19 protein-coding genes and 1 tRNA gene are annotated in these 22,611 nt (G+C 68.9%); 1 reads left to right on the top strand and 19 read right to left on the bottom strand.

Annotated features, from left to right (window positions below):
• Positions 1–4 precede the first annotated feature (4 nt).
• The 14 genes from ACLM5J_RS13835 to glmU all read right to left on the bottom strand — a co-directional run bounded on the left by ACLM5J_RS13835 (position 5) and on the right by glmU (position 17,419).
• Positions 5–889 (bottom strand): sortase, encoded by an 885-nt coding sequence (locus ACLM5J_RS13835; RefSeq protein WP_413657012.1) that lies wholly within the window; start codon positions 887–889, stop codon positions 5–7.
• Positions 886–3,444 carry a hypothetical protein gene (locus ACLM5J_RS13830; RefSeq protein ID WP_413657010.1) on the bottom strand — a complete coding sequence of 853 codons (2,559 nt, stop codon included), beginning with the start codon at positions 3,442–3,444 and terminating at the stop codon, positions 886–888. Before ACLM5J_RS13830 ends, ACLM5J_RS13835 begins: the two co-directional genes overlap by 4 nt.
• Positions 3,441–5,048: a phosphate ABC transporter substrate-binding protein PstS gene (locus tag ACLM5J_RS13825; protein ID WP_413657009.1), complete on the bottom strand. Its 1,608-nt coding sequence runs from the start codon at positions 5,046–5,048 to the stop codon at positions 3,441–3,443. The genes ACLM5J_RS13830 and ACLM5J_RS13825 overlap by 4 nt, the downstream gene beginning before the upstream one ends.
• The gene (gene pstA / locus ACLM5J_RS13820; protein ID WP_413657008.1) at positions 5,045–6,229 is read right to left on the bottom strand and encodes a phosphate ABC transporter permease PstA; all 1,185 of its coding nucleotides are present in this window, start codon (positions 6,227–6,229) and stop codon (positions 5,045–5,047) included. Before pstA ends, ACLM5J_RS13825 begins: the two co-directional genes overlap by 4 nt.
• A complete protein-coding gene (gene pstC / locus ACLM5J_RS13815; RefSeq protein ID WP_413657007.1) occupies positions 6,229–7,236 on the bottom strand; it encodes a phosphate ABC transporter permease subunit PstC in 1,008 nt (335 codons plus the stop codon). The genes pstA and pstC overlap by 1 nt, the downstream gene beginning before the upstream one ends.
• 322 nt (positions 7,237–7,558) lie before the next feature.
• Entirely contained in the window at positions 7,559–8,719 is a 1,161-nt protein-coding gene (locus ACLM5J_RS13810) for an NADH:flavin oxidoreductase/NADH oxidase (protein ID WP_413657006.1), read from the bottom strand.
• 81 nt (positions 8,720–8,800) lie between these two features.
• Entirely contained in the window at positions 8,801–9,589 is a 789-nt protein-coding gene (locus ACLM5J_RS13805; RefSeq protein ID WP_413657005.1) for an SDR family NAD(P)-dependent oxidoreductase, read from the bottom strand.
• Positions 9,590–9,723: 134 nt separating this feature from the next.
• A complete protein-coding gene (locus ACLM5J_RS13800; RefSeq protein ID WP_413657004.1) occupies positions 9,724–10,488 on the bottom strand; it encodes a lytic transglycosylase domain-containing protein in 765 nt (254 codons plus the stop codon).
• Positions 10,489–10,606: 118 nt separating this feature from the next.
• Positions 10,607–11,374: a 3'(2'),5'-bisphosphate nucleotidase CysQ gene (locus tag ACLM5J_RS13795; RefSeq protein WP_413657003.1), complete on the bottom strand. Its 768-nt coding sequence runs from the start codon at positions 11,372–11,374 to the stop codon at positions 10,607–10,609.
• A 16-nt stretch (positions 11,375–11,390) separates the two neighbouring features.
• Positions 11,391–11,978, bottom strand: a complete 588-nt coding sequence (gene pth, locus ACLM5J_RS13790) for an aminoacyl-tRNA hydrolase (protein ID WP_413657002.1) — start codon at positions 11,976–11,978, stop codon at positions 11,391–11,393.
• 74 nt (positions 11,979–12,052) lie between these two features.
• On the bottom strand, positions 12,053–12,664 hold the full coding sequence (locus ACLM5J_RS13785) for a 50S ribosomal protein L25/general stress protein Ctc (protein ID WP_413657001.1): 612 nt from the start codon (positions 12,662–12,664) through the stop codon (positions 12,053–12,055).
• Between the two features lie 455 nt (positions 12,665–13,119).
• Positions 13,120–14,769: an MXAN_6640 family putative metalloprotease gene (locus tag ACLM5J_RS13780; protein WP_413657000.1), complete on the bottom strand. Its 1,650-nt coding sequence runs from the start codon at positions 14,767–14,769 to the stop codon at positions 13,120–13,122.
• 168 nt (positions 14,770–14,937) lie between these two features.
• Positions 14,938–15,918, bottom strand: a complete 981-nt coding sequence (locus ACLM5J_RS13775) for a ribose-phosphate diphosphokinase (RefSeq protein WP_413656999.1) — start codon at positions 15,916–15,918, stop codon at positions 14,938–14,940.
• Between the two features lie 97 nt (positions 15,919–16,015).
• Positions 16,016–17,419, bottom strand: a complete 1,404-nt coding sequence (glmU, locus tag ACLM5J_RS13770; RefSeq protein ID WP_413656998.1) for a bifunctional UDP-N-acetylglucosamine diphosphorylase/glucosamine-1-phosphate N-acetyltransferase GlmU — start codon at positions 17,417–17,419, stop codon at positions 16,016–16,018.
• Positions 17,420–17,578: 159 nt separating this feature from the next.
• Between glmU and ACLM5J_RS13765 the strand changes: the two genes are divergently transcribed.
• Positions 17,579–18,601 carry a hypothetical protein gene (locus ACLM5J_RS13765; RefSeq protein ID WP_413656997.1) on the top strand — a complete coding sequence of 341 codons (1,023 nt, stop codon included), beginning with the start codon at positions 17,579–17,581 and terminating at the stop codon, positions 18,599–18,601.
• 25 nt (positions 18,602–18,626) lie between these two features.
• On the opposite strand, the gene ACLM5J_RS13760 is transcribed toward ACLM5J_RS13765, so the two are convergent.
• The 5 genes from ACLM5J_RS13760 to ACLM5J_RS13740 form a co-directional block, all read right to left on the bottom strand.
• Complete coding sequence (locus ACLM5J_RS13760) at positions 18,627–19,805, bottom strand: oxygenase MpaB family protein (RefSeq protein ID WP_413656996.1); 1,179 nt, start codon at positions 19,803–19,805, stop codon at positions 18,627–18,629.
• Between the two features lie 157 nt (positions 19,806–19,962).
• Positions 19,963–20,041: transfer RNA gene (locus tag ACLM5J_RS13755), tRNA-Gln, on the bottom strand.
• Positions 20,042–20,185: 144 nt separating this feature from the next.
• Complete coding sequence (locus ACLM5J_RS13750) at positions 20,186–20,473, bottom strand: DUF6752 domain-containing protein (protein WP_413656995.1); 288 nt, start codon at positions 20,471–20,473, stop codon at positions 20,186–20,188.
• Positions 20,470–22,119, bottom strand: a complete 1,650-nt coding sequence (locus ACLM5J_RS13745; protein WP_413656994.1) for a class I SAM-dependent methyltransferase — start codon at positions 22,117–22,119, stop codon at positions 20,470–20,472. Before ACLM5J_RS13745 ends, ACLM5J_RS13750 begins: the two co-directional genes overlap by 4 nt.
• A complete protein-coding gene (locus ACLM5J_RS13740; protein WP_413656993.1) occupies positions 22,116–22,562 on the bottom strand; it encodes an adenylyltransferase/cytidyltransferase family protein in 447 nt (148 codons plus the stop codon). The genes ACLM5J_RS13745 and ACLM5J_RS13740 overlap by 4 nt, the downstream gene beginning before the upstream one ends.
• Positions 22,563–22,611: the final 49 nt, after the last annotated feature.

Below are 22,611 nucleotides of genomic sequence, written 5' to 3'. Positions count from 1 at the left end.
GAGCTCAGACCAGATTGGGCAGGAGCCGCATCGCTGCGTCGGTGGTCGCCCAGGCCAGGGCGACGGTGACGGGGGTCGCCACCACCCAGGTCAGCGCGGCGGACCAGCGCTGGCGGGCGGCCACGATGGCCAGCGTGGTGAGCACGAGCAGGCCGAGCAGCAGCGCGAGCCGCGGCAGGATCCCGTGGTCCACACCCATCGCCTTCTCCTCCTCGCCCACGGCGGAGAAGCGACCGGCCGGGGCCGGGAATCCCTTCTCTGCTTCGGCATCGACGTAGACCACGTCGCCCCGGGCCAGTGCGCCGAGCCGCCCTTCGCCCTCCGAGGTGGCCAGGGTCAGCCGGGCTCGGCCTTCTGCGGCGGGTTGCGGCAACGGATCGCCGGCCCGGCGGATCCCGATCACCGCGAACCTGGTCGTCCCCTGACCCGCGACCACCTCGATCCGATCCCCGACAGAGAGGTCACCCAGTCCGGCGAACGGCGCACCGTAGGTCCCCGACCGGCCGTAGACGACCGAGGTTCCGACCTGGCCGGGGAGCGCGGTGTCACGCCGGTGGCCAGGACCCGCCAGCAGGTCGCCCGACGTCGTCCCCTCCACCACGACCTGCTCCACGTCGAGGCGCGGAATCGTCAACAGGGCAACGGGTGCGCCCTGATCGACGATCGGTCCGACCGGAGCGACCGCCGAGGCCAACTCGGTCCGGAACCGGTCGTGGAGCACCTGCTGCTGCCGGTCCTGGGAGATCGCGCCGAGCGCGAAGAGCTGGACCAGGAACCAGACCGCGAGCAGGCCGAGCACGGTCAACGAGGTGGAGAAGAGGCGGAGCTGCTCGTCGTCTCCCCTCCCCGGACCGGTCCGGGGAGGCTTGGTGGCGGTGGCGGTCGTCATCGTGCCCGCCGCAGTCGCATCATCACCCGTGCTGAGGTGGAGAGAAGCCCACCCAGCAAGGCGATCGCCAACGCCAGCGGCAGGGCGACCCGACCCAGACGCGACGAGCTGTCCGGAGTCGCGGTCACCGACAAGGCCAGCCTGGTCGGGTCGTCGGTACCGGTCTGCTCGGCCGCGTCCGGCTGCTCCGCGTTCTCCGGCTCCGGCGCGCTGTCGGTCCCTGGTGCCAACGGATCGGTTCCGGTGTCGGTGCCCTTGTCGTCCGGCTTCGGCGCGACGGCGACCTTCTGGGCCTCGATCTGGTCGGCGACCCGCTGTGCCGTCGAGTAGAGCGCTGCGGTGACCCCGGTCCGACGGATCGGCAGGTAGCCGGCCGGAAGGTCCCCGTTGCCACGGCCGGGGCGCTGGCCCTCGGTGGTGGAGATGCGGATGAACTGCGCGACCTTCTTCGACTCCGCCTTGTCCGCGCCACGCAGCCGCGCTGCGGTGTAGACGACCATCGTTCCGGGATACGCCTTGCCCGACTTGCGGACGTCGCCCTGGTCGATCACGAACGGACCACTGCGGCCCTTCTGCTTCGCCAGCTTGATCGCGGCCGACATCGAGGCCTCACTGGGCGCGACGTAGACGCCGGGCTTGGTCTGCAGGGCTGCGTCGCGCAGTCCGAACCGTGCCGAGTCGCCCAAGCTGACGATGCCGAGCAGGAACCGGGTACCGAGCCCCTGGCGCTCCACCCGGCCGAGCTTCCACGGGTCGCTGCTGGTCGAGCGCTCGCACCGCGTCTGCACGTTCGGCCAGGCGTCGAGGATCGCCTCCGCGATCTTGCGCATGGTGGCGACCGGGGCCGCGAGCTGGGTGAAGTACGGCGCCGGGTTCTGCTTGAGGCATTCGCGGTCGGTGCTCGGCACGTAGGTGTCGAGCAGCGGCCACTCCCGGGTCGGCAGCGCGATCGCCTTGTAGGACGGGTTGATCACCATCCCCCACGGGTCCCGCTTGCCGGCGATGAAGGCCCGCGCGTCAGAGTCCGAGGCGATGTAGGAGGTCAGGCTCTCGATCACGTCGCTGGACTCCGAGAGCGACAGGACCGTGGCCGCAGCCTCACGCGCGGTCTCGTCCAATCCCGGGTTCAACCGCTGGAACTCGGGATCCCGGTTGATCGACAACGGGTTCTCGCCCATCCCGGGGTGACCTCGACCGAGGTCGGAGCCCAAGTAGGACTGGGTCAGGAGCTTGGCCAGCAGGCGCGCGTTCAACCGCAGTTGGTGGTACTCCCCCGCGTTGTCGGGACGGTCGATCGAGTAGCCCACGGAGAAGCCGGTGATCGCGGTCGGGGCGTAACCCACCGGATCCTGGCCGGTGCTCTCCCGCTCGCCGGAGACCAGGGCCGCGGCACCCTGCCCGGTCTCCATCAGCTTGAAGCCGGCTTCGTCGGGCATCCGGTTGTGCTGGAACTTGAAACGGTCCTTGCTCAGGCAGTACGCGGGCGACCACTGCAGCGCCGCCTGGGCCAGCAGTTCGGAGCCGTAGAACCCCGTCGGCGGACGCGAGTCCTGGATGTCGCAGGTGTCGGCGGGAAGGCCGAAGGTGACCGGGAAGGTGAACCGGTTGCGCCAGTTCGACTCGGTCCACCACAGCTGCGGGGAGACCGCGAGGTCGACGCCCTGTTGGGCGAAGTTGCTGGACCCTGGGAGCCAACGCCCGGCGCGGCGGCACTCACGGTCGTCGTCGACGCAGCTGACACCCATGATCGGCACCACCACGATGGAGCAGGCCACGGTGGCCGAGCAGCCCAACGAGCCGTTCTCGACCTCGGAACGGACCTCGAAGTTGACCGACCCGGTGCCGTCGGCCCCGGTGAAGGCGGCGACCTCGGCCGGCGGGTAGGCGGCGCCCACCGCAGCCTCGGGCGCCATCGTCTCCGCGGTGCACGAGAGGTACTCCTTGTCCAGTGCCCGGAACGGCGTCACCCGCGACGACAGGCTCGCCGGGTCGGCGCACTCCTGGGCCGGGAACGGGTCACGGCCGGATTTGGCCTCGCGGTCGGCCTCGGTGGCGAAGAGGTCGTGGCGCCAGACCGCCGTACGGTCGCTGACCGAGAGGCTGCGCTGCTGCCGCGTCGAGGTCCAGCAGGTCTCCGGTCGGAGCTGCTCGGCGGCAGGCGCCGCCGGGTCGTCGGTGCCACGGCACTGCATGACCACGACCGGGTACTCCTGGCTCAAGCCGTTCTCGCCATACGGATCCGCGGCCCGCGCGCCGCTGGGGCGCGCTCCGCTCCAGGAGACCTTGACCCGTTCGCGACCACGGAGTTGGTCGGCGTGGCTGAGCCGGACGGTCACCTTGCGGGTGTCGACGACCTCTTCGGTGTCGCCGTCCGCGAAGACCCGGTTCAGGGTGTGGGTCTGACTCAACGCGCCCGCCTCGGGAGCGCGCTGGGCGACGGGGGTGGCACCGGCGGTCGCCGCGATGGTGCCGGCACCGACCAGACCGACCAGGGTCAGCGCCATCGAACCCCGCCAGAACCGCTCCAGCCAGCGCGGCGTCTCGTCGGTGTTCATCGGCGTCCCTTCATCAGCTGCCGGCGGCGCAGCCAGGCCGCGCCGAGCCCCGGAACCAACACCAGGGCGAGGAGTTCGCCGACCGCCAACCAGCCGAAGACGGTCCGTTCGGCGGCCCGGTCGGCGCTGACCTCGGTGGGGTTCGCGAAGACCTCGGCGCTGGTGGCCGTGGTCTGCGCGCTCACCGGCTGACCGGTCTCGGGGTCGATCTCGGGCGGTGCCCCGGCATCGGTGCCGGGGGCGTCCGGCGCGCCGGGGGCCGAGGTGTCGGTGCCGTCCTTGCCCGGCGCGGCGTCGTCGTCGGTGGAGGGCTTGCCGGTGCCGGTCTCGGTGCCGCACGGTCCGGCACCGACTTTGTCGCAGGCGGCCGGCATCGGCGCGGTCTTGGCGAGCTTGTTCTGGTTGAGGTCGCCGGCCACGAAGGTCGGGTTGTTGCAGCGGCTGACGTCGCGGTTCTTGGTGTCCACGCCGCTGTCCGCCTTGGCCAGCAGGTTCAACTGTTCGAAGCCGGCCTTGACCAGGTTGAGCGGCAGCGGCGAGTACCCGAACGGGCCGGCCTTGGTCTGGCCCTCACAGAGCCCGTAGTACATGAAGTCCATCAGGGTCTGCCGCTTGGCCGTCGTCATCCGACGGTCGTCGCCACCGGTCGGCAGGATCATGTACGAGTACGACGAGAGCGGGTAGGCCCGCGGGTCCTTGGCGCGGTAGACGCCGTCGAGGATCTGGGTCAGATACATCTGGCTGCCCTTGTCCTTGTTGATCTTGGCCTGGGTCAACGCCACCGCGACGTTGTACTGGGTCGGCTCGACGTAGTAGCCGCCCTTGTTGAGCACCTTCACCACCGGGAAGTTCTTGTTGACCGGGTAGGAGTACTCGACGTAGGCGATCGTCCCGTTGCCGGCGAATCCGGCGACGGTGTTCATCACCTGGTCCGAACCCGACTGAGCCAGCGCCCGGCCCTTGCGCGGGTAGTAGGAGGTGTAGCCGCTGCGGCCGAAGAAGGGACGCCACAACGAGGCGTACTCCTTGTCCAGCCAGGTGGTGAACTGCGCGGTCGTGCCGGAACCGTCGGAGCGGACCACCGGCGTGATCTCCAACGACGGCAGGGTCCGTCCGTTGTTGTCCTTGGTGATCGCCGGGTCGTTCCAGTTGGTGATCTTGTTGGTGAAGATCTTCGCGATCGTCTCGCCGGAGAGGCGTAGGTTCTTGATCATCTTGCCGCCGACCTTCACCTGGTAGGTGAAGGCGGTGCCGCCGGCCACGATCGGCAGGTACGCGAACTCGCGACCGTTGCTGGTGTCGGGGTTCCCGAACTCGTCGGTGCCCGGGTACGGGATCTCGCTGATCCCGAAGTCGGTGACGCCTTGGGCGAAGTTCTTGCGCCCCATCGAGGAGCCGCCACCGCTGTAGGTGACGGGCATGCCGCTGGAGCTGACGTCGGCGATCCACTGGTCGACGATCACCTGCGACCAGGTGGAGCCGGAGCCTTCGATCTGGGCATAGTCGGGTCGAGCGGCGTCTGCGGACGCCGTCCCCAGGACCGGCGTGATCGCGGCCAGCAGGGCGGCGAACGCCAGCAGGGCACGACGGGATGGGCGGATCAACGGTTCCTCCAGAGAGTGGGTACTGCTCGCCGCAGGCGGTGCCGGAGCCGGGGCTTGGTGCTCCGGGGCCGGGCCACCAGACGGGCGATCACGAAGAGGGCCAACACCAAGCCCAGCAAGACGGTTGCGGCCGCGAAGGCACGTGCCTCGGCCATCGGCTCGCCGCTACGGACGGTGCTGAAGATGTAGAGCGGCAGGGAGTTCATCACGCCGTCGGTCGGGTTGAGCACCACGAAGCTGGCGGCACCCGAGGTGAGCAGGACCGGGGAGGTCTCACCGATCCCACGGGCGATACCGAGGATCAGCGCCGTGGCCAGACCGGGGCGAGCGGTGGGCAGGACGACGTGCCAGACCGTGCTCCACCGGCTGGCGCCCAGCGCCAGGCTGGCTTCGCGGAGGTTCCCGGGCACCACGCGCAGCACCACGTCGGCGGCACGGGCGATGATCGGCAGCATCATCACGCTGAGCGCCATCGCTGCGGCGATACCGGACTTGGGCACCCCGAGCGCCACGATCAGCACCGTGTAGATGAAGAGACCTGCCACGATCGAGGGCAGCGCGGTCATCGCCTCGACGACGGTGCGCACGATCCGCGCGAACCGCCCACCGATCTCGGTCATGAAGACCGCGGTACCGATCCCGAGCGGAACGGTCACCGCTACCGCGATGCCGATCTGGATCAGCGAGCCCAGGATCGCGTGCAGGACGCCGCCCTTGGTGAAGGCGTCACGCGGACCGACACCGGCCATGTCCTCGGTGAAGAAGTTCAGCTGCAGCAACGGCTCCCAGCCGCGGTGCACCACGAAGCCGACGGTGCTGATCAGCGCAGCCGCGACGATCACCGCCGCTCCCGTGATCGCCGACTCCATCAGTCGGTCCACCAGGTCGACGCGGCGCGCGGTCATCGCGCTGGTCACCGCGGTGAGCAACAGGCCGCAGCCGAACCAGACGACGATCAGCCAGGGCAGGCCGGTCAACGGCACCAGGCGTGCGGTGATCAGCCAGGCCAGAGCACCGGCGGCGACCCAGATCGCCCAGCGCATGGCGCGTTCCTCGACCGGGGGCTTGCCCAGTTGGGGGCGCGGGATCGGCGGCTCGACGTCGACGTCGCGGCGCGGGATCTCGGTGGTACCGCGCGGCTGCGGGGTCAGGGGTTCGGTCTCGCTGACGAGCAGTGCCATCACGCCTCCGCCCCAGCGCCGGAACGGCTTCGGTTGACCACGATCGCGGCCAGGGTGTTGATCACCAGGGTGATCACGAAGAGCACGAAGCCAGCGGCCAGCAGTGCGGACAGTTGCGCCGGGCTGGCGTCTCCGAATCGGCCGGCGATCAGTGCACTGATCGAGTTGGTGCCGACCTCGAGGACGCGTGGCTTGAGGTCGAAGGCCGGGGAGATGATCAGCAGGACCGCGATCGTCTCACCGAGCGCGCGGCCCAGGCCGAGCATCGTGCCGCCGATGATCCCCCCGCGCCCGAACGGCAGGACCACGTTGCGGATCACGCCCCACCGGGTGGCGCCGAGGGCGAGCGCCGCCTCCTTCTCTCCGGGCGGCGTCTGGGCAAAGACCTCACGCATCACTGCGCAGGCCATCGGCATCACCATCATCGCCACCGCGATCCCGGCGCAGAAAGCGCTGGAGACGTAGCGCGACGGATCCCAGACGGCGGCGTTCGGGTCGGCGTCCACCTTGAAGAACGGCAGGAAGCCCAGGTGCTTGTGCATCCACAGCGCCATCTCGGCGGCGTACGGCATCACCAGGAAGTAGCCCCACAGGCCGTAGACGATGCTGGGCACGGCGGCCATCAGGTCGATCAGGGAGACCAGCGTCGGGCGGATCTTCGCGGGTGCGTACTCGCTGATGTAGAGCGCGGTGGCCAAGGAGAGCGGGAACGCGATGGCCAGGGCCACGAAGGCGATCGAGAAGGTGCCACCGAGCACGGCGCCGATGCCGAGGATGTTCGCCTCGGGCTGCCAGGAGGTCTCGGTGAAGAAGGAGAATCCGTACCGCTTCAGGGTCGGTACCGACTGCCAGGCGAGGAAGACGCCGATGCCGCCGGTGATCACCAGGACGGTGGCGCCGACGGTGGTTGCGGCGACGGTGAAGACGCGGTCAACGCCGGTCGCGCGTCGCGACAGCGGCCGCGGAGTTACCTCCGCGATGGAGGGTTCAGGTCGAAAGGTGCTCACGCGTCCGGGCTTCTGGCAGAAGGGGAGCCGGGACGCACACCGCGAGCGACATCGCTGACCGCGACCCGACAAGAACAGTGCCGACGCCCGAACGTCAGCGCGGCCACTGTCCAGAAGCCAGGAGAACGAGAACTCCGTGCCAGGTGAACGCCCCGCGAACAACACCCGCCGAACCGTCACTCATACGCCCCGAACCGTCACGCATACGCGTCCAGCCGTCACTTGTTCGTGCGGCGTTCACCTTTATGCACAGGACGTTGGGCTTCGTCGAACGCGAAACGGCCCCGCTCCGTGACGCGGAGCGGGGCCGTTCTTCGGCGTTCTAGCCGGTGTACCGGGTGAGCGGGGTCTCGCCCTGCTCGGCGAGGCGTGCCTGGCCCTTGGCCCGTAGGTCGAGTGCCCAGCCGACCTGCTGGTGCCAGCCCTCGTAGTCGCCGGTCAAGGTCCGCCGGGCGTGCAACGGCCACTGGGAGTTCTCGAGCATCTCGCGGCCCAGGGCCACCAGGTCGGCGTCGCCGCTGGTCAACACCGCTTCGGCCTGGTGCGGGTCCACGATCATGCCCACCGTGGCCACCGGAAGATCGCTGCCCTCGCGGATCGCCCGCGAGAGGTCGGCATGGAACGCGTAGCCGCGTCGGACCCGGGTGTCGATCGAGCGGTCCTGGCTCACTCCGCCGGACGAGACGTCGATCAGGTCGACACCGGCCCGGCCCAACTCGCGCGCGAACTCGACGGAGTCCTCCACGGTGAGGCCGCCCTCGATGCCGTCGGTCGCCGAGACCCGGTAGAAGAGGGCGACGTCGTCACCGATCGCGGCGCGGACGGCACGAACCACCTCTAGCGGATACCGCATCCGGCCTTCGGCGTTGCCGCCATAGCCGTCGGTGCGCTGGTTGGAGATCGGCGACTGGAACGCATGCAACAGGTAGCCGTGGCCACCGTGCAGGTCGATCACCCGGAAGCCGGCGTTCACCGCGCGGCGAGCAGCGTCGGCCCAGGACTGGACGGAGGCGGCGATCTCGTCGGTGCTCATCTCCTGCGGCTCCGGCCAGCCCGGGCCGGCCGGGATCGGGCTCGGGCCGACGACGGGCCACGGCGCCTCGCCGGATTCGGCGTCGGCCGCCGTCAGTGGGCCCCCGCCCTTCCACGCTGCGTGGCAGGAGGCCTTGCGCCCGGCGTGGGCCAACTGGATCCCGGGCACCGCGCCGTACTCGGCGAGGAACTGGGCGATCCGGGCCAGTGCGGCACCCTGCTCGTCGTTCCACAGGCCGAGGTCGCCGTGCGAGATCCGGCCCTCGGGGGCGACCCCGGTCGCCTCCACCATCACCACTCCCGCGCCGCCCAGGGCGAAACGGCCCAGGTGCACCAGGTGGTAGTCGTTCGCGACGCCGTCGGTGGCGGTGTACATACACATCGGGGAGACCATCGTCCGGTTGCGGAGGGTCACTCCGCGCAGGGTCAACGGCTCAAAAAGCTGGGGCATCTCTTCTCTCATACCTTCGACGGCGGGTCCGTCCCGGCTCGGCGGCGGGACAGCCCTGACGTTATGCGGCGGCGACCTCGATCACCGACCAGAGATCGCCCGGTAAGACGCATCGACGCCAGTGACCACCTCGGCGCGCGGGAATCCGACCCGCTGCCGGGCGATCAGGTCCAGGCCGCCGGCGAGCCAGGACGGTCCTTCGGCAAGGTGTTCCAGGCCTTCGCGTGCCACCGCTGCCGGGTCCGAGGAGACTCGCCCCGGCTTGTCGAAGTCGTAACCGAGACGCTCCATCGCCGGGGTCCTGGTCAGACCGAGACAGAGTTCGAGGACGTCGACGTCGTAGGGCTTGAGCTCGAGCCAGAGCCCTTCGACGAAGATCCGGAGGAACGCCTTCGCCGCCGGGTAGGTGGCGATGTTGGCGTGTCCTACGAAGCTCGACCCCGAGCCCAGCACGATGATGCCGCCGCTGCGGCGCTGCTTGAGCCGGCTGCCGAAGTGGCGGAGAAACGCCAACGGAGTAGTGATGTTGAGGTCGATCACGCCCTGCACTCCGGCGGGGTCGGAGTCGACGAACTCTCCGCGGTAGGTGTTGGAACCGGCGTTGTAGATGAAAAGCCCGACGTCGAGCCCGTCGGTGAGAGCACGAACGTTCGCCAGCGCCTCGGGGTCCAACAGGTCCTGCCGCAACGTCCGCACCTCGACGCCACGTGCCGCCACGTCCTCGGCGATCGCCGCCAGCGGCTCGGGCTTGCGGGCCAACAGCACCAGATTGATACCCAGGTCTGCCAACTGCCGCGCCAACTCGGCGCCGACTCCCTCGGAGCCTCCGGCGATCACTGCCCACGGGCCGTACTTGGCGGTGTCGAACATGGGCACTCCTCGCGTCGTGCTGCAGGACGGATGACGACGTCGAGCAGCGGCGACGTCGACCGGACGGTGACGTGCCCATCGTCGCGCTGGGGCCCGCGGTCGTGGGGACACAGGTTCCACTGGGTGGCGAAGGGTCAGGAAGCGACCCGCGTCGCGTAGGCCGTCGCGGCCCGGAAGACGGCGTCGGCGTACTCGGTGGAGCGGTTGTAGGAGAGCACGGCCTTGCGCCATCCCTCACCGGTGGTGAGATCGGCACCCGAGGCGCAGAGGTAGCGCGCCGCCGTCCAGGCAGCGTCGTCCAGATCGTGCGGGTTGGCCACTCCGTCACCGTCCGCGTCGCTGGCCCAGCGTTCCCAGCTCTCGGAGATGAACTGCATCGGGCCGACCGCACGGTCCCAGCGCTTGTTGCCATGCCACTGCTGCGACGCCTCGGTGGCCCGGATCGCGGCGAACGGTCCACTGCCGTCCAGCACCGGGCCGAGGATCGGACGGCTGCTGGTGCCGTCGGCGTTCAGGGTGCGGCCCTTGATCGTGCCGTGGTGCGACTCGTTCCAGCCGATCCCCGCCAAGGTGTTCCAGGCCATCTTGCAGCCCGGTAGGTCCCGGCCGGCCAGGATCGCGGCGCGACCATAGGCCCGCATCGCCACCTCAGGGATGCCGGCGTCCTTCGCGGTCCGGGCCACCCACGCCGGGTCCGGCTGCACCGCGTTGTCGGTCCTGATCGGAAACGCCGGCCGAGCCGCCTCCACCGTCGGAGGAACCTCCAGGGCGACGACCGCGGAGCTCGGCTCGTCGCGGTCGCTCAACGTCCACCAGGCCATCGCGCCCACGATCACCAACGCGCCCAGGACCATCAGTCCGGCCAGTGCCATGGTGGCGATCGAAGCAGCGCGATTCACCGGGACAGGATAGGTGGTCGTTTCGAGGCGGCGAACGGAAGGCTCTTGGCCCCGAAGACGTCGAACGCCGCGTGGACCTGGGTCCACGCGGCGGATGACGTCATTCAGTTCGCGGAAGTCAGTCCGTACCGTGCTCGCGGACGAAGGCGAGGATCGACTCCGCCAGCTCGGGGCGGCAGACGATCAGGTCGGGAAGCGAGGTGTCCGCTCCGTTGTAGACCAGCGGCGAGCCGTCCACCCGGGAGCAGAAGAGACCGGCGGCGCGGGCCACCGCGACCGGGGCCGCGTTGTCCCACTGGTACTGGCCGCCGGCGTGGACATAGGCGTCGGCGATGTCACGGACCACCGACATCACCTTGACGCCGGCAGAACCCATCGGCACCAGCTCGGCGTCGATCGCCTCGGCGAGCGCCTGGACGAAGGCCGGCGGACGGCTCCGGGAGACCGCGATCCGCGGACGTTCGGAGGTACGGGGCGGCACCACCGAGGGAGTACCGGTGTTAAAGGTCTCACCGAGCGCGGGCTGCGCGACAGCGCCGGCGACCAGGTCGCCGTCCTGCCACAGGGCGACGTGGACAGCCCAGTCGTCTCGCGGCGGCTCGGAGAACTCGCGGGTGCCGTCGAGCGGGTCGATGATCCAGACCCGGGAGGCGTCCAGGCGCGCGGCGTCGTCGGTGGCCTCCTCGGAGAGGACGGCGTCGTTGGGACGGTGCTCGGCAAGCAGCGCGGCGAGGACGTCCTGTGCGGCGCGGTCGCCGGCGTCCTTCAGCTCGCGGCCTTCGAGGCCCTGGGTGCGTACCTCGAGCAGCACCTGACCGGCTTCCTCAGCGAGCCAGACGGCGAGGGCGTGGTCATCGGTTGCCGCTGCTGCGGGAAAGTCAGTCACGGCGCAGACCTTACCGTCAGCTGTTGAACTTCTGCTGGGTGCGTTCCAGCCCCTCGGCGATCAGCGACTCCACGGCGTCAGCGGCGTCGTCGATCTGGAACGGCAGTTCCTTGCGCTCTACGGTCGAGTAGTTGGAGAGCACGAAGTCGGCCACCTCCTGGCGGCCGGGCGGACGGCCGATGCCGGCGCGGACCCGGAAGAAGTCGCCGGTGCCCAGCGAGGAGCGCATCGACTTGAGACCGTTGTGGCCGTTGTCGCCGCCGCCCTGCTTGATCCGCAGGGTGCCGAAGGCGATGTCGAGCTCGTCGTGGATCGCGATGATCCGCTCGGCGGGGACCTTGTAGAAGGTGGCGACCGCCTTGACCGGACCACCGACCTCGTTCATGTAACTGCGCGGGCGGACCAGCACCACCCGTGGCCCAGGCACCTGCAACCGGCCCTCGACGACGTCGGCGCGACCGGTCTTGTGGGCCCGGAACGAGCCGCCCATCCGCTTGGCCAGCTCGTCGTTGACCAGGTACCCGATGTTGTGCCGGTGCCCGGAATAGGAAGGGCCGGGATTCCCGAGCCCGACGACGATCCACACTTCGGATGCGTCTGTCATGGTGTCGGTCCTCCCGGCCTTCCGGTGCCGCCACGCGGCGAAGATGTTCATTCCTCGCCGCCCGGCGACGGAGATCACTCGGCGGCTTCGGCCTCAGCGGCGTCGCCCTCGGCGGCCTCAGCGGCCTCCTCGCCGGTGTCGGCGGCCTGAGCCTCGGTCACGTTGACCAGGAGCAGGTCACCCTCAGAGAGCAGCACGGCACCCTTGGGCAGCGACAGGTCGCTGGCGTGCAGCTGGGTGCCGGCCTCCGCGCCCTCGATCGAGATCTCGATCGACTCGGGGATGTGGGTGGCCTCGGCCTCGATCTGCACCGTGGTGTTGTCGGTGACGACGAGGGTGTTGCGGACGGCCTCACCGGTCACGACGACGGGAACGTCGACGACGACCTTCTCGCCGCGCTTGACGGCGATGAAGTCGAGGTGCTCGATGACGCGGCGGATCGGGTCGACCTGGATCGCCTTGGTCAGCGCGAGCTGGTCCTTGCCGTCGATCTCGAGCTCGAGCAGCGCGTTGGCGCCACCGTTCTTGAGGGCCATCATCGTGACGTGGTACGGCAGGGCGAGGTGCGCGACCTCTTCGCCGTGGCCGTACAGGACGGCGGGGATCTTCTTGTCGGCGCGGAGACGGCGGGCGGCGCCCTTACCGAACTCGGCGCGAACCTCTGCGGCGATCTTCTCTGCAGACATCGTGGTGCTCCTCATGCGTTCTGCGGGTGATGGACAGCCCGACTCCAGAGACAGAACGGCCGCGCATCCGTGGAAACAGACGCGCGGCACCGAGTGGAACCAGGCCCTGTCGATCACGGAGTCCGCTGCGGCTGCAGCTGCTCCCTCGCCGAGGCAACTTCACGAGTCTAGGACGGCAGCGACGCCGTCACCAAATGCCCGAGTCCCTCCGGCGATCGAGCTCCGGCTCGGCGATCAAGCTCCGGCTCGGTGATCGAGCTCCGGCTCGGTGATCAAGCTCCGGCTCGGTGATCGAGCCTGTCGAGATCAGAGTGAGGTCTCGACAAGCTCGACCACCGGGTACCGCTCGACCACCGGGTACCGCTCGACCACCGGGTACCGCTCGACCACCGGTTACAGCTCGACCACCGGGTACAACTCGACCACCGGGTACAGGTCGACCACCGGGTACAGGGTCAGCGCAGGACGGTGACCGTCATCTTGTGGCGCAGGCCGTCGTGACGCGGGCTCCCCTGACAGGCCAGGATGCTGCCCGTCCAGCAGTAGAACGAGGTGCTTCCGTTGCTCACCGTCACCTCGATCGCGGCGATCTTCTTCTTCCGGGTGAAGGCGAACTTCTTGGTGGCGTCACCCTTCTTGTTCAACGGCACCCAGACCGTCGAGAACTTCCCGTTCTTCTTGAAGATCCGCACCGTGACGCCGGGGTTGGCCGACTTGGCCGGCAGGTTGAAAGCGATCTTCAGGCGCACCTTCTTGCCATAGCTCTTGTGCGGCACCAGCCGCGCCGTGTAGCTGGTCAGGTGGTCGAGCCGGTCGATCGCGGACGTCGTCTTCAGACCCTTGGTCCGCTTCTTGAACCTGCCCGCCACCGTCGGCGCCTTCGGATAGGCAGAGCCTTCGGAGTAGTACTTCTTGGGCACCCGGTTGGCGGCGGCGAACTGGTTGTAGGTCCGGGCGAAGCCACCCGGGAAGGTCTTTGGCGCCGCGTCGATCTGACGCTTCACAGCGAGCAAAGACCAGTCATCAGGCCCGGTTGGGGCCGAGTCGGCGCGGGCCCAGACCCGACGCATGAACTCCAACGGCGCGACCCCGGAACGCTGCAACTTCTCCGAGAGGTAGCGCAGGAAGATCCACGATCCGTAGACACTGAAGTTCTGGCCGTAGGAGTCGAGGGGAAGCCAGGGGGCCTTCATCTGGCTACCAGGCAGGTACATCCGGTTGTCGTTGATCGAGTCGTAGAGCTCATCTTCAATCCAGGCGGCAGACCCTTCAACCAACCACCGGTCTTCTCCGAAGTCGTAGGCGCCCTGAACCGCATGGAAGTATTCATGAGCGACCGTCACTTGGAGGGCCTTCGAGGGTTCAGTCCCGAAACCCACGAAGTCGTTGTCGACCACGCAATAGGTGCTCGCCCTGAAGTCGCCGGCGTTCGGGTTCACAAAGCCTTCGGTAGGTGCGCAATACCCGTACAGGCCGTACTGCCGGAGGTTCATCAGATAGACATCGAGGTCCGAGGTACCACCGTGCTGACCGGCCGAATCAGGCAGCGGCGTCTTGAAGCCGGCATTGATCAACCGGGTCCGAACCGACTGCACCGTCGCACGTGTCGCTTCGACGTCAGGCGCCGTCGCGCTGTCGTTCAGGTCACCGACACCGACGCTTTCGGTGAAATGCAGGCAGACACCGTCGGCGCACTGGCTGGTGATCGGGCCGTTGATCGCCCTCTTGTCGGCGTCTCCGGTCTGCCCCGGCACCGGCCGTGCCAGCAACGCATCCGCCCGCTTCGCGTCTTCCCCGCGCAACTCGCCGCGCTTCATCCAGAGGTCGCGCAGCGCCATCGTCGCGTCGGTCCCCCGCGCGCCGGTGGCCGCCTGACCACGCATCCGCGCACCCGAGACCGGGGTGAAGATCGACTCGACGGTGGCCAGCGCCTCCTCGGCGGTCGGCTCGTCCTCCGCACCGGCTGACGGCGTCTCGACGGGCTGCGCGAACCCGCCTGACGGCGTCGACGGGTCGAACCCACCGTCCGCACCGGCTGGCGCAGACGCCAGTGTGAGAGCAACAACCAGACCTAGCCCGGCCCCGACCAACGAGCGAATCTTCATGGACCCGACCCTAGGGCACCGGCTCCGTCGCGCGCCTACCCCATCAAGAACAAGAGAGCGGTCCTGCGCTGTCGGGCGACAGTGCAGGACCGCTCCCTCAGAAGAACGTCAGGCTTGGCCGTACCTTCTTTGGCCGCGCCGTGCGGGGCTCGCGCTCCGGCACACTCCTCAGGCTTGGCCGTCGAACATCGACGTGACCGAGCCATCCTCGAAGACCGCACGGATCGCGCGGGCCAGGAGCGGGGCGATCGACAGCGTGGTGAGCTTGTCGAACTGCTTCTCGGGCGGCAGCGGCAGGGTGTCGGTGATGATCACCTCGGTGGCCGGGCTGTTCTTGAGCCGGTCCACGGCGGGGTCGGAGAGGATCGCGTGGGTGGCTGCGATGACCACACCGGCCGCACCCTCGGCCATGATCGCCTCGGCGGCCTTCACGATCGTGCCACCGGTGTCGATGATGTCGTCCGTGAGCACGCAGATGCGGCCCTTGACGTCACCCACGACACGGTTCGCCTCGACCTCGTTAGGACGGTCGGTGCGGCGGGTCTTGTGGATGAAGGCCAGCGGCACCCCACCGAGGCGGGCCGACCACTTCTCGGCGACCTTGATCCGGCCGGCGTCCGGCGAGACCACGGCAAGCGGCTGGTCGCCGTACTTGTCCTTGACATAGTCGGCGAGCACCGGCAGCGCCATCAGGTGGTCGACGGGACCGTCGAAGTAGCCCTGGAGCTGGTCGGCGTGCAGGTCGACGGTGATGATCCGGTTCGCACCGGCCGTCTTGAAGAGGTCGGCGATCAGGCGGGCCGAGATCGGCTCACGACCGCGGTGCTTCTTGTCCTGACGGCTGTAGCCGTAGAACGGCATCACCACGGTGATCCGCTTGGCGCTCGCGCGCTTCAGCGCGTCGACCATGATCAGGTGCTCCATGATCCATTCGTTGATCGGAGCCGTGTGGCTCTGGATCACGAAGGCGTCACATCCACGCACCGACTCTTCGTACCGCACGTAGATCTCGGAGTTGGCAAACTCGTACGCCGAGGTCGGCACCAACTGGGTGTCGAGGCGCTGAGCCACCTCTTCAGCAAGCGCGGGGTGCGCCCGTCCACTGAAGACCATGAGGTTCTTCTCGGTGGCCCGCTTCAATCCCGTCACCGCTTGCTCCCTAGCTATTGCGATTCACTCCGCCACCGACGATTCTGCCTCGCGAATCGCGATCAGGAAATCGGGGGTGTCGACGATGAGACGCCGGTTACTTTTCGTCGTCCGAGTCGAGTGCGGCACGCCGGGCAGCCCATCCCGCGATGTTGCGTTGCGGTGAGGCGCTGACGGCCAGCGCGCCGTCGGGAACATCGCGCCGCACGGTGGTCCCGCCACCGGTGCTCGCGTCGTCGCCGATCGAGACCGGCGCGATGAACGTGTTGTTCGAGCCGGTCTTGGTCCGGCTTCCCACGGTGGTGCGGTGCTTCTTCTTGCCGTCGTAGTTGGCGAAGATGGTGCCGGCGCCGATGTTGGTCGCCTCGCCGATCTCGGCGTCCCCCACATAGGACAGGTGCGGGACCTTGGAGCCGGCGCCGATGGTGGAGTTCTTGGTCTCCACGAAGGTGCCGATCTTGCCGGCCTCACCGAGCGAGGTACCGGGGCGCAGGTAGGCGAACGGACCGACCGAGGCACCGTCGCCGATCACCGCGAGCTCGCCATGGGTGCGCACGATCCGGGCGCCGACGCCGATCTCACAGTCCTTCAGGGTGGTGTCGGGGCCGATCACCGCGTCCTCGGCGACCACAGTGGCGCCGATCAGCTGGGTCCCGGGAAGCAGGGTGACGTCGCGGCTCAGCACCACGTCAGCGTCGATCCAGGTGGTCGCCGGGTCCATCACCGTGACGCCGGCCCGCATCCAGTCGACGACGATCCGGCGGTTGAGCTCGCGGCCCAGGGTCGCCAACTGCACCCGGTCGTTGGCGCCTTCGGTCTGCATGACGTCGTCGAGAAGGTGGGCGCCGACGGTGAGGCCCGCCTCGCGGGCGATCCCGACGGTGTCGGTCAGGTAGTACTCGCCGCCCGCGTTGTGGTTACGCAGTTGACCGATCGCACCGGTCAGGAACTCGGCGTCGAACGCCAGGATCCCCGAGTTGATCTCGGCAATCTCACGCTGGGCGGGGGTGGCGTCCTTCTCCTCGACGATGGCCTCGACGTCGCCCTCGTCGTTACGCACGATCCGGCCGTACCCGAAGGGGTTGCCGACCACGCCGGTGAGCACGCTGACGGCGCGCTCCGCGGCGTCGTGCTCCTCGGCGAAGTCACGGAGGCTCTCTCCGCGCAGAAGAGGAGTGTCGCCGGTGACCACGAGGACGGTGCCCGTGACACTGCCGCCGATCGCCTGCAGAGCGACCCGCACCGCGTCGCCGGTGCCGTCCAACGACTCCTGGACGGCGAGCACGGCGCCCGGCGCATGCTCCAGGATGTGCGGACCGACGGTGTCGCGCTGGGTGCCGACGACGGCGATGATCTGGGTCGGCTCGGCCTGCTGTACGGCATGCAGGACGTGGCCGATCATGCTGCGCCCGCCGATCGGATGCAGGACCTTCATCGTCTTGCTCTTCATCCGCGTACCACCACCTGCGGCGAGGACCACGACGGTGAGGTTCTTCGGCATTCTTACTTCCTCCGGCGACAGGCACATCCGCCCGACACAGGCGAACCAGAGATCCCAGCCTAACTGGGACGGCGGCTCCAGGCGGTCCGTGGTGGTATCGGAGCCACCTTCCACCGACTTTTCCCCAAAAGTTGTCACCGGCGAGCCAGAATCGGGGTCATGACGTTGACCCCGCTCGCGCAGCAACTCCTCGACGCCCAGGTGACGTGGCTCCTGGCCCGGTTCAGCGGCGAGGGGTCTGACGCACTGGCCGACGACATCGTCGACGATCTGCTGGCTCTCGGCGGCCAGATCACCTTGGCTCAGGCGCTGAGCGCCGACGACGCCAAGGCGGTCCTGAACCTGATCGCCGAGCGGGTGCCGCCGAGCACCGCCGCCAGCACCTTCGCAGCCGTGGTCGCCGACGTCGTCAAGGCCGGGCCGACGGCGCCCTTCACCCGGGGCGATCTGGTCCACCGGGACCACGTCGAAGGCCTGCTGGCTGAGGGGTTCGGCCTCTCCGACGTTGCCGAGTCGTTCCTCGACCAGATCGCGGACAGCCCGATGGTGGCCACGGTTGCGACCCGCTTCCTGGGCCGCGTCGTGGCCGACGTGATCGCCACCAACCGGGCCGTCGCGGAGAAGGTCCCGGGCCTGGGTTCACTGGTCTCGTTGGGCACCAGCATGGCGGGGAAGGTTGCCAGCGCCGCCGACAAGCCGTTGGAGTCGTTGCTCGGCGACACCGCCGGTCGCAGCACGTCGTTCGCGATGCGCCGGCTCAACAAGGTGGTCGTCGAGACCCTCAAGGACCCGGCCGCCCAACAGGCCGCCCTGGAGATCTTCGACCTCTATGCGGACCGTCCGATCGGCCGGTTCGCAGCGCAAGCCTCGACCGAGGACCTGCACCGGGTCGCCGGCCTGGTCCAGGACGTGGTGATCGCGGGCGCGGCCAGCGAGCCGTTGCGCGCGTTGATCGCCTCGCTCGTCGACGGCTTCTATGCGATCTACGCCGAGCACCCGCTGACGGCGTTGCTCGACGATCTGGGGGTAACACCTGACGAGCTCACCGAGCACGTCAAGCGAGCCCTGCCCGGTCTGTTGAAGGCAGCGGTCGGCTCCGGCGAGGTGGAGCGCATCCTGCGTCTGCGACTGGAGCCGTTCTACGCTTCACCCGAAGTAGCCGCACTGCTCGGCGGCGAGTGACTCCAACGGCGCGGGGGCCGCAGCGCTAGTGCCCCACCGCGCCCGGGACGGCGTCGACCAGGTCGTGCTCGATCGCGTGCTGGGCCTTGAGTCTGGCCAACTCGCGGTCGCGGATCGGGTACGCGGCCTCGGTGATCCGCTGTCGACCGAGCACCCGGAGCCGGAGCTGGTCGAGGAGCATCAGACCCGGCGCCGCGACCCGGATCACGTGCTTCGCGACGCCGTCGGGGATGTCGAGGCTGTCAGCGGCGTCGTCGCCGAGGAAGACCCGCGACATCCCGTACATCAGGTTGCTGGCCAGCGGTCGGCCGATGACCTGCGGGAGCGGGACCAGGTTGGCGAGTTCGGGAGCGAGGTACCCCTCGGTCAACGCCCGGACGAAGTCACGGCTGTACTGATCGGGTCCGGGAGAGGTGAGCCGGTACAGCTCCTCGATCCGCTGGTGGTCGACCTCGTGCAGCGGGTTGAGCCTGTCGTCGACCCCGATCAGATGGCCGACGTAGCGCCACAGGTGGTAGATGTCGTCGAGCTCGCCCGGGGTGAGTCGAACCCCGATCTGCGCCATCGCGGCAAGCGAGATGTGGCCGAACTCGGCCAGGGTGAACGCCATGTAGGGCTGGGGAATCGGCACACCCCAAGCGCGGTGGTCCCAGGTACCCGAGGCTTCGATGTGCTGGCGCACGTGGGCGTGGATCATCCGCACCCGGACGGTGTGCCGGAATCCGTCGGCACCGACCTGCATACCTCCGCGGGCGACGACCTTCGAGAGCCACTCCCCCACCTCGATCGAGCGGACCGCGGGCTGCGTGCCGTAGCGGCCGGTCAACAACAGCGGTTTGGCAGCGATCGGGTTGATCGCGCCCCGCAGCAGCGAGGCGGCGCCGAGCACGAGGCCCCACTGCGCGCTGTAGCGGACCAGCACGTCGGCGGCCCGGTCGAGGCGGTCACGCTCCAGCCAGAGCGGATCGGCGCCGACCTGGGCGATGAGCGCCGCGGCGGTCTCGTTGGTCGGCTCGACGCCGTCGGCGAGGTAGGCGCGGACCTCCCGCGCCGCCGCTCGACCATCCGCCACCACGGCGTCGGCGAGCGGGTCGCCCTGCCACATCCCGGCCAGCCAGCGCTCGCCGAGTTCGCCATAGCGCGCGAGCGCCTCCTCGGCCTTCAGCAGGTCCGTCGGAACCTTCGCGGCAGCACCGATACTCATGCTCTTCATTGAAGCAGCCGCGGTGAGCCATGTCACTCAAACTGTGACAGTTTCACTGTCTCTATTGCCGGGGGCCGCTCAGAGCACGTCGCGAGATGCACAACGCCGCTGTCCGGTGTCATCAGGTGACACCGGACAACGGCGCTGAGAAGATCTGCTCCCCGGGTAGGAGTCGAACCTACGTCGCTAGTCCTGATTCAAAGTCAGGCGGGCCCTGCCGGCAGACCAACCGGGGAATGCAACCTCGACCGCCCACCTGCGGGACTGGATACCCGCCCGGCAGAGCAACCGGGGATCGCTCCGCGGTCTCGCCGCGCAGCATGCAGGCACAGCGTACCCATGACCCGCCCGATCCCGTGCAGGGCCGCCGACTCTTCCACTCAGACGAGTTCGGTGCGGTACTTCTCCAGCACCTCCTGGACCTTCGCCTCGTCACGGTCGGCCGCGGGCACCAGGAGCTCGGCGACGACATCGGTGAGCTCGGCGATCCGGCGGTTCAACTGACGCTGCTCCTGGACCTCATCCTCCAACGCCCGCAGCCGCGAGAGCACGCCCACGTTGTGTTCGCGCGCCCTGCTGGCGAGATGCTGCGCACGGCGCAGCCGGCTCCGCAGCGCAAGCCGCTGGCGAGCTCGGGACAGGGGGCCGACAGCCTCGATGGTCGTCACTCTGATTCCTCTCCGCCCGCAGCAGCGGGCCGGTGTTCTGCCCCTGCGGGCTGGTTCCGTTCGGCGGTGCTACGGGTTCCCGGCGCCGGCCAACGCGCCACGAGCCGACAGATCGCCGGATCCGACTGCGCCAAGCTGTCCACGCCGGGCGCCACCTCGAGCCGCTCGATGACACCCCCCGACGCCTCGATCTCGGCACGGACCGACGCGACCTCGAGGCGGTGCACCAACGGAGCAGGCCCCGGGAGTGGCGCGTTCGGCGCTTCGGCGGAGAACTCCAGCAGCAGCGCACCGCCCCACCGCAACGACATCCGCGCCAGCAGCCACAGGTTCGCGCGCTCAGCCGGCTCCAGGCAGCCGAGCAGCTGCCGGGCGTAGAGGTGGTGCGGCGCCCGGGCCAGATCCGCGCCGTTGGCCAGCACGGTGCGCAACTCCCCCAGGATCAACGGCCGCACCTCGACGTCAGCCTTGGCGCGCCGCACCTCACGTTGGATGTGTCGACGCGAGAAGCGCGAGTAGTCGTAGGCCCGCACCGGGTGTCCCGCGGCAGCCAGGGCGATCGCGTCACGACCGGTGCCCGAACCGAGGTCGGCGACCGGGTCGCCGTCAGCCAGGAACGGTTGAACCCACGAGGCGAACTCCGAGCCTTCGGCGGGCACCTGGTGCACGCGCGGACTCTGATAGAACTCGCTCCACTTGCCCATGTAGGTCCGGAAGCCGCGCAGCCAGCCGTTGAGGCGCCGGACGCCGGGTAGCGGATCCGCGTACTTGAACGACGGATCCGGGATCCGCCAGTTCTCGCCGTAGAGGAAGCGGAGCATCGCCTCCGGGTCGGCCGGCGCCGGGAAGGCGTAGCCATGCAGGTCGATCGTCGACAACGGCAGCACGGCGGAGACCGGGAGATCTCCGCTCCGGTTGCCGAGTTGGTAGAAGGTCCCACCGACCCAGAACGCGACGAAGACGTCGATGTGGCACTGCCGGCCGTCGCTCAACGGCAGCAGCAGCTTGATGTCGCCGCCGGACATCCGCAGCAGCCGCCAGCCGAGTGCGCGCATCCTGCGTTCGATCCGATAGGACTCGCGGATCAGGTCGGCGGGTGACGCCGCTCGGCTCACGTAGCAGATATCGGAGTCAGAGTCGTGGGCGATCATCGCGCCGTCCCGGATCGCACCGAGCAGCATCCCGTAGTTCAGGTAGGCCTCGACGCCGACGGATCGCAGATCGTCGAGCGCACGGGCCGTGCCGCCGAGGATCTCTTCGCGGATCTGGGCGTCGGTCGCCGCGAAGGAACGGGTGAGGTGACCGACCTTGTCCACCGAGAGCGGATGGCCGGAGGCGTCGCGGATCGCGAGCTCGCCGACGCCGGTACCGAGCGCGACCTGCTGATCGGCGTAACGGACGCCGGCGCTGTCGGTGACCACGAGCCGACCCACGCCGTCGAGGTAGGGGCGGAGAACCTCGGGCCACGGCACCAGCAGGCCGCCGGCCTCGAGGCGGCCGTCGCGGGCCGGGGTGCAGGAGAAGAGGTACTGCCCGTTCAACTCGACCAGCAGCGGACCGTGCGCCTCAGCCGGAACATGCAACCCGGCGTCGTCGATGCGCACCCGAGCGGCCGCCGTCGGGGCGGCAGGGACGGCGACGCTCACGAGACGGCCCGAACCGCGCCCACCGGCGCGGCGGCGGCCTTGATCGCCCGACGGAGCTGGGTGCTGGAGGTGTGCACCGTGTAGGGGAAGTAGACGACCTCGGCTCCGACGCCGGCCATCTGCAGTTCCAACGCGTCACCCTTCGCCGTACCGCGCCAGTCGTCGCCCTTGAAGATCCGGTCGAAGCCGACCTCGCGCCAGGCGTCGATCTTGCTCGGCGTCAGCTCGGCGTGGACCCGATCCACGATGTCGAGTGCGGCGACGATCTCGAGCCGCTCGCGCAGCGGCACGAACGGCTGGACGCCCTTGGCCGCGAAGACCATCTCGTCACCGACGACGCCGGCGACCAGCACGTCACACATCTCGCGAGCCTGTCGCAGCACGTTGAGGTGCCCGATGTGGAACAGGTCGTAGACGCCGGGGGCGTATCCGATGACGCTCATGCTCGATCTCCATCACTTGAACTCGGGTAAGCCACCATATCCTAGTGAC

It is taken from the genome of Nocardioides sp. Bht2, from assembly GCF_047308515.1.
Lineage (GTDB): Bacteria > Actinomycetota > Actinomycetes > Propionibacteriales > Nocardioidaceae > Nocardioides.
Note: the sequence above shows the minus strand (reverse complement) of the source record. Positions and strands in the feature narration are given on the sequence as shown.

Excerpts from the sequence above, each read along its gene's own strand:
- ACLM5J_RS13835 (WP_413657012.1), bottom strand. The coding sequence starts at position 889 with ATGACGACCGCCACCGCCACCAAGCCTCCCCGGACCGGTCCGGGGAGG.
- ACLM5J_RS13830 (WP_413657010.1), bottom strand. The coding sequence starts at position 3,444 with ATGAACACCGACGAGACGCCGCGCTGGCTGGAGCGGTTCTGGCGGGGT.
- pstA (WP_413657008.1), bottom strand. The coding sequence starts at position 6,229 with ATGGCACTGCTCGTCAGCGAGACCGAACCCCTGACCCCGCAGCCGCGC.
- ACLM5J_RS13810 (WP_413657006.1), bottom strand. The coding sequence starts at position 8,719 with ATGCCCCAGCTTTTTGAGCCGTTGACCCTGCGCGGAGTGACCCTCCGC.
- ACLM5J_RS13805 (WP_413657005.1), bottom strand. The coding sequence starts at position 9,589 with ATGTTCGACACCGCCAAGTACGGCCCGTGGGCAGTGATCGCCGGAGGC.
- pth (WP_413657002.1), bottom strand. The coding sequence starts at position 11,978 with ATGACAGACGCATCCGAAGTGTGGATCGTCGTCGGGCTCGGGAATCCC.
- ACLM5J_RS13785 (WP_413657001.1), bottom strand. The coding sequence starts at position 12,664 with ATGTCTGCAGAGAAGATCGCCGCAGAGGTTCGCGCCGAGTTCGGTAAG.
- ACLM5J_RS13780 (WP_413657000.1), bottom strand. The coding sequence starts at position 14,769 with ATGAAGATTCGCTCGTTGGTCGGGGCCGGGCTAGGTCTGGTTGTTGCT.
- glmU (WP_413656998.1), bottom strand. The coding sequence starts at position 17,419 with ATGCCGAAGAACCTCACCGTCGTGGTCCTCGCCGCAGGTGGTGGTACG.
- ACLM5J_RS13765 (WP_413656997.1), top strand. The coding sequence starts at position 17,579 with ATGACGTTGACCCCGCTCGCGCAGCAACTCCTCGACGCCCAGGTGACG.
- ACLM5J_RS13760 (WP_413656996.1), bottom strand. The coding sequence starts at position 19,805 with ATGAGTATCGGTGCTGCCGCGAAGGTTCCGACGGACCTGCTGAAGGCC.
- ACLM5J_RS13740 (WP_413656993.1), bottom strand. The coding sequence starts at position 22,562 with ATGAGCGTCATCGGATACGCCCCCGGCGTCTACGACCTGTTCCACATC.